The following is a 5,401-nucleotide window of genomic DNA, read 5'->3' on the forward strand; positions in this document are numbered from 1 at the left end:
AAATCGATTTTAGATGTTGAGGGAAATTACCTAACGTCTGAAAAGAGCAATATTGGGTTTGTTAGGTTTATAGCAATGGTATCAAACTGTATAGAATATTTAAGCCACAAATATGGATTATCATTCTATGAAGTGATTAAAGAGTGTAGTAAAGAACTAATAAAGAAAGGATTCTCGTAATCACACTGTCAGTTCTTAAAAAAAGGATTGGTATATAGCAAAAACAGTACATGGATATTCAGGTTTGCACCCTTAATTATAGTAGTTACCTACCTATTGGCACTTTTATTCTTTCCAATTGCAGGGGAAGCACCAGTAATTTCATTTGCTTATGATTTCATTGTAGTGGTGTATTTATTTGCGTTGAGCAGGTTCTTTCTACTCCTAAGCTCACTAAACACATCTTCATCATTTGAAGGAATGGGTGCCAGTAGGGAGGCCTTCATGTCATTCTTAACAGAAGGTTCATTATTCATGACATTTATACTGGCGGTAAAACTTACAGGGGTTCCTAGTCTGATGGGAATTTTAGGTAATACCGGAGCTCAGATATTGTGGCATCAGGCGGGAATATTTGCGATAATATCTATAATGGTCATGTTTATGATATTAATTGTGGAAAATGCAAGAAAACCAATAGATGACCCAGATACGCACTTAGAATTAACCATGATTCATGAAGTAATGATTCTCGATAACAGTGGTCCTGATTTGGGGTTAATGGAGTTTGGAACATTTTTAAAATTCTTGTTCTTTGGAGGGATACTTTCAAGATTAATATTTCCTGTGGATTTTAGTATCGGAGCTCTGAATTACTTGGTATTTATAGTTGGGTTGTTTGCAATAGCATTTGCCGTAGGAATTCTCGAATCCATTGGTGTAAGATATAAACTTCCTAGAAATACAACCTTCCTAATGTCATCATTTGCAATTGCCACACTTGCGTTGATATTTTCCATAAGGGGTGGAATAACATGATTGAGATGGTATATTATGAAAGACTAATTATTGCATTTATAATTGGAACGGTATTATTCGCATTAAATACTCATAGATTATTCTCACTGGTTAAAACAATAGCTATTCAGAGTTTTCTAGTATCACTTCTAACGATAGTTCTTGGAGGTGGAGAAATAACATTCTATGGATTAGTTATTGCCCTGAGCACTTTGATAATACGGTCTTTCTTCATACCAAGTTTTCTTATATATGCCACAAGAAAAGCCAATCTTAAAAGAGAACTCAATCCATTAATAGGATACCGAGCATCGTTATTCTTTGGATTAATTGTTATATTCATAGCCCACATATGGTCAGGATATCTCGATTTTGATATATCGAAAAAACTGCTATTTATTGGAGGAATAACCCTAATAATTCCAGCATTATTCCTTCTAATGGCTAGGAAAAAGGCAATTACTCAAGTATCGTCATACTTAATGCTTGAAAACGGCATATCTATCGTGGGTTTGATGATTGGAAAAAATATGCAATACATTGTTGAATTCGGAATACTTTTGGATATTCTCATCTGTGTAATGCTTATGACCATAATAATTAATCAGATTAACAAACTCTACACCCCTCAAAGTTATAAGAAGGAGGATTAAAAAAATTACGAAAACATTAATTTAAAGAGGCGTATAAAATATGGATGAGCTAGTATTTCTAATTCCAGCATTAGCCGGCGTTATTGCTTACTTTATAAGGGGAAAACTTACAAGATACATTCCCTTTTTGGTAGCAATAGTTCATGCGGTCATTACAGCACACATCTGCATTGAACCTAGCCAAGCAATTATATTAAAAAATTATATCTTTATTACACCCCTTGGAAAGATAGTGCTTGGTTTAATTTCATTGCTGTTCTTGATAGTATCCTATTACTCCATAGATTACCTTAAAAACTCTAACTATGAATCAGAACATATCTACAGCTCCATGTTGCTGTTCTTTGTATCAGCAATGAGTCTCGCGGCAATTTCCGACCACATAATACTTACATGGATAGCTATTGAAGCCACGACAATTTCAAGTGCTTCGTTGATATATCTCCATAAAACTAGAGACTCTGTCGTAGCTACATGGAAGTATCTTATTACCTGCTCTGTTGGGATATCCCTTGCACTTTTGGGTTCTTTCATTACATTACAGTCATTCATGGAACCAGAAAAGATATCTGGGCTTTTATTCTCCAATCTTATGGCATATACTGGAGCGATAAACCATTATGGTTCTTGATTGGATTTGTCTTTATCCTCATAGGCTATGGGACAAAGGTAGGTTTGGCTCCTATGCATATTTGGCTTTCAGACGCTCATGGAGAAGCACCCAGCCCAGTATCTGCAATGTTATCCGGAGCTCTACTGAACTGTGCATTCCTACCAATATATAGGTTCCATGCCCTTGCAGGACATTTTGGCTTAGGAGGTATTGCAAGTAAAATGATGATAATTCTTGGTTTATTTTCAGTATTTATAGCAGCAGCATTCATGCCTGCACAAAAGGACTACAAAAGATTGCTTGCATATTCAAGTATTGAAAACATGGGGATTATCACACTTGGTACTGGAATTGGGGGTATTGCATTACTTGGTGCAATTTTCCACATGATAAACCACTCTCTTATTAAGTGTGCATTATTCTTATCTACTGGAAACATGCTCCTGCAATACGGCACAAAAGATATTTCTCAGGTAAGGGACTTTTTCAAACTTTTACCTAAGACAGCTTTTGCATTTACACTCGGAACCATGGGTATTGCGGGCTTTCCACCGTTTGGTTTATTCCTAAGTGAATTATTGATAATATTTGGTGCTTTTGCAGGCCATTATTATGCGGTTGGCTTCCTGTTTATCCTTGCACTAATATTAGTAGTTGCAGGATTCTTTAAGAAAATCATTCAGATGTGCTTCACTGAATTAAAAGGTGATGAATATATTAAACCTATTAAAGAAAGCTTTGGATTGTCTGCTCCAAGTTTAATCCTATTACTGCTCTCATTTGTAATCACGGTTCTTATGTTCTCCCCTTACCAAGACACCATAGTAAATTTCTTTCTAACGATGAGGTGAATAGGATGGGTTTTTTAAAGATTGAAAATGGAAAAGCCGTAAATGTTGAGGACATACCTATCTTACCCTTTGATTTATTCAGAGAGGAGCTCTTAGATTTTGTAAAAACTGGGTATGTTGTTCAGCATTTTGCAGTTTATAATGAAAATAAAAATAAAGATAAAGATAGAGAGGCTCATGCTAAAATATACAGTGTTTTAAGGAATGACGATGGACTTTATGTTACAAGCACCATTGTAGGCGATTTCTATGAATCACTTACACAATCTAACATTAAATTTCATATGTTTGAAAGGGAGATTGCAGAGCAGTTTGGTATTATTCCTAAAAATCATCCATGGTTTAAACCAGTTAGATACCATAAAAATTACAGCGGAAAGCCTGATGCGTTTGGTAACGATTATAATAAACCTATTCCTGGAAACTACAAATTTTTTGAAGTTGAAGGGGAAGAAATCCACCAAGTGGCTGTTGGACCTGTCCATGCTGGAATTATAGAACCCGGACATTTTAGGTTTAACTGCATAGGGGAAACCATCCTTAATCTTGAAATACAGCATGGTTATCAGCACAGAGGTGTTGAAAAACAACTGTTGAACTGTAAAGAAAGTATGATACCTCTGTTGTAGAATCCATAGCTGGCGATACAGTAATAGGAAACAGTATCTGCTTTGCGGAAGCTGTTGAGGGATTAAGTGATTTTGAAGCTGACGAACCTTTATCAATATACAGAAGGCTTTTACTTGAAATAGAGAGAATAGCTAACCACGTTGGAACATTGGGAGGTCTCAGTGGTGATGTGGGATTCTTACCCACTGCTACATACTATGGAAGGATAAGAGGGGATTTTCTCAATATGTTTGTTTCGATATGTGGCAACAGATTTGGCAGAAGTTCGGTCCGACCTTTCGGAGCTCCTTTCAAAATTACTGATGAACTTATAATGGAACTTATTGAGAAGTTTGAAGTCTTAAGGGAAGAAGTAATAGATGTTGGAAACCTTATGTTAGATAATCCAGAAGTTCTTGGAAGATTTGAACAAACAGGTATTGTTGATAAAAAAACAGCTAAAACAATAGGGATTGTAGGTCCAGCAGGAAGAGCTTCTGGCATACCTTATGATATTAGAAAGAGCTTTTCAAAAGCTAAGCATATTTATGAAAGAAGCATTGAAATGATGACTGATGATGAAGGAAGTGTTAATTCAAGGGCTAAGGTGTATTTCAAGGAAACAATTAATTCAATAGATTTCTGTATAGGGGCCCTCCAACACTCTGATTTCCCAACGGGAACCTCCAACGAAGAAAAACTTAAGTTAAAACCAAACTGTTTTATTGTGACATTGGAGGAAGCTTGGAGAGGTGAGCTCTCCCACTGTATAATTACTGATGAAAATGGAAAGATAAAAAGATATAAAATAAAAGACCCTTCATTCCACAACTGGACTGCACTTGAATTAGCAGTTAGAAACGAGGGAATATATGATTTTCCATTATGCAATAAAAGTTTTAACTTATCATACTGTGGATTTGACCTTTAAGCGAGGTGTAGCTATGAATAACATAATTACCAATAGACTTAAACAGGGATACAGAACAGTTGAATTTCCAAGCTCCGATATAAAGCTTCCTGCCACATACAGGGGAAGGCCTGTTCTTAATCAAGAGGTATCTGATGAGGAAGTAGAAAGAGTAGCATCAGTATGTCCAATGGGTGCAGTTAATCCAGAGGATAGGACATTGGATTTAGGAAAATGCATATTCTGCGGTAGATGTTTGAAGATAGAGCAGGACTTCATAAGATTTACCACAGATTATAGGATGTTTGCATTAAAACGGGAAGGTTTAATAATAAAAGATACATTAAAAGAACCTGACACAAAATCAAAGCATTTGAGCACCATTAAAAAACTCTTCGGAAAATCAGTAAATCTAAGAGAGGTTTGTGCGGGTGGATGTAATGCATGTGATTTAGATATTAATGTCTTAAATACGCCAGTTTATGACCTTTCGAGATTTGGAATAAAATTTGTGGCATCTCCAAGACATGCGGATGGTCTTGTAGTTACAGGACCAGTCACAAAAAATATGGAACTCGCACTCATGAAAACATATGATGCAATTCCTTCTCCAAAATTTGTTATAGCAGTTGGCACATGTGCAATATCGGGAGGAATATTTAAGGAAAACGAGGAAGTGGTTGGCGGGGTTGATAAAATATTACCTGTGGATTTATATATCCCAGGATGTCCCCCACACCCATTTACAAGTTTATATGCATTTGTAAAATTCTTTAAGTGACTGACAGTGTGATTACGAGAATCCTTT

At 35.9% G+C, this 5,401-nt stretch carries 7 protein-coding genes and 1 pseudogene; all 8 read left to right on the forward strand.

From position 1 onward, the window contains the following. The coding region (locus METFODRAFT_RS08930; protein WP_007045280.1) for a hypothetical protein at positions 1-180 on the forward strand (180 nt) is incomplete at its 5' end. 24 nt (positions 181-204) lie between these two features. Further along, a pseudogene (locus METFODRAFT_RS08935) lies at positions 205-978 on the forward strand (respiratory chain complex I subunit 1 family protein); the annotation flags it as partial. Then, positions 975-1,610: a hypothetical protein gene (locus METFODRAFT_RS08940; protein ID WP_007045282.1), complete on the forward strand. Its 636-nt coding sequence runs from the start codon at positions 975-977 to the stop codon at positions 1,608-1,610. The pseudogene METFODRAFT_RS08935 and the gene METFODRAFT_RS08940, both read left to right, overlap by 4 nt. Positions 1,611-1,650: 40 nt before the next feature. Continuing rightward, complete coding sequence (locus METFODRAFT_RS11615; protein ID WP_007045283.1) at positions 1,651-2,241, forward strand: hypothetical protein; 591 nt, start codon at positions 1,651-1,653, stop codon at positions 2,239-2,241. 53 nt (positions 2,242-2,294) lie between these two features. Continuing rightward, positions 2,295-3,074: a proton-conducting transporter transmembrane domain-containing protein gene (locus METFODRAFT_RS11620; protein WP_245528990.1), complete on the forward strand. Its 780-nt coding sequence runs from the start codon at positions 2,295-2,297 to the stop codon at positions 3,072-3,074. A gap of 5 nt (positions 3,075-3,079) precedes the next feature. Further along, a complete protein-coding gene (locus METFODRAFT_RS11625; protein WP_007045285.1) occupies positions 3,080-3,703 on the forward strand; it encodes a hypothetical protein in 624 nt (207 codons plus the stop codon). Between the two features lie 149 nt (positions 3,704-3,852). Continuing rightward, entirely contained in the window at positions 3,853-4,614 is a 762-nt protein-coding gene (locus METFODRAFT_RS11630; RefSeq protein ID WP_245528991.1) for an NADH-quinone oxidoreductase subunit D-related protein, read from the forward strand. Positions 4,615-4,627: 13 nt separating this feature from the next. Beyond that, positions 4,628-5,374 carry an NADH-quinone oxidoreductase subunit NuoB gene (nuoB, locus tag METFODRAFT_RS08955; protein ID WP_048115834.1) on the forward strand — a complete coding sequence of 249 codons (747 nt, stop codon included), beginning with the start codon at positions 4,628-4,630 and terminating at the stop codon, positions 5,372-5,374. Positions 5,375-5,401: the final 27 nt, after the last annotated feature.

Origin of the sequence: Methanotorris formicicus Mc-S-70 (genome assembly GCF_000243455.1) — an archaeon.
GTDB classification, from domain to species: Archaea; AGJL01; Methanococci; order Methanococcales; family Methanococcaceae; genus Methanotorris; species Methanotorris formicicus.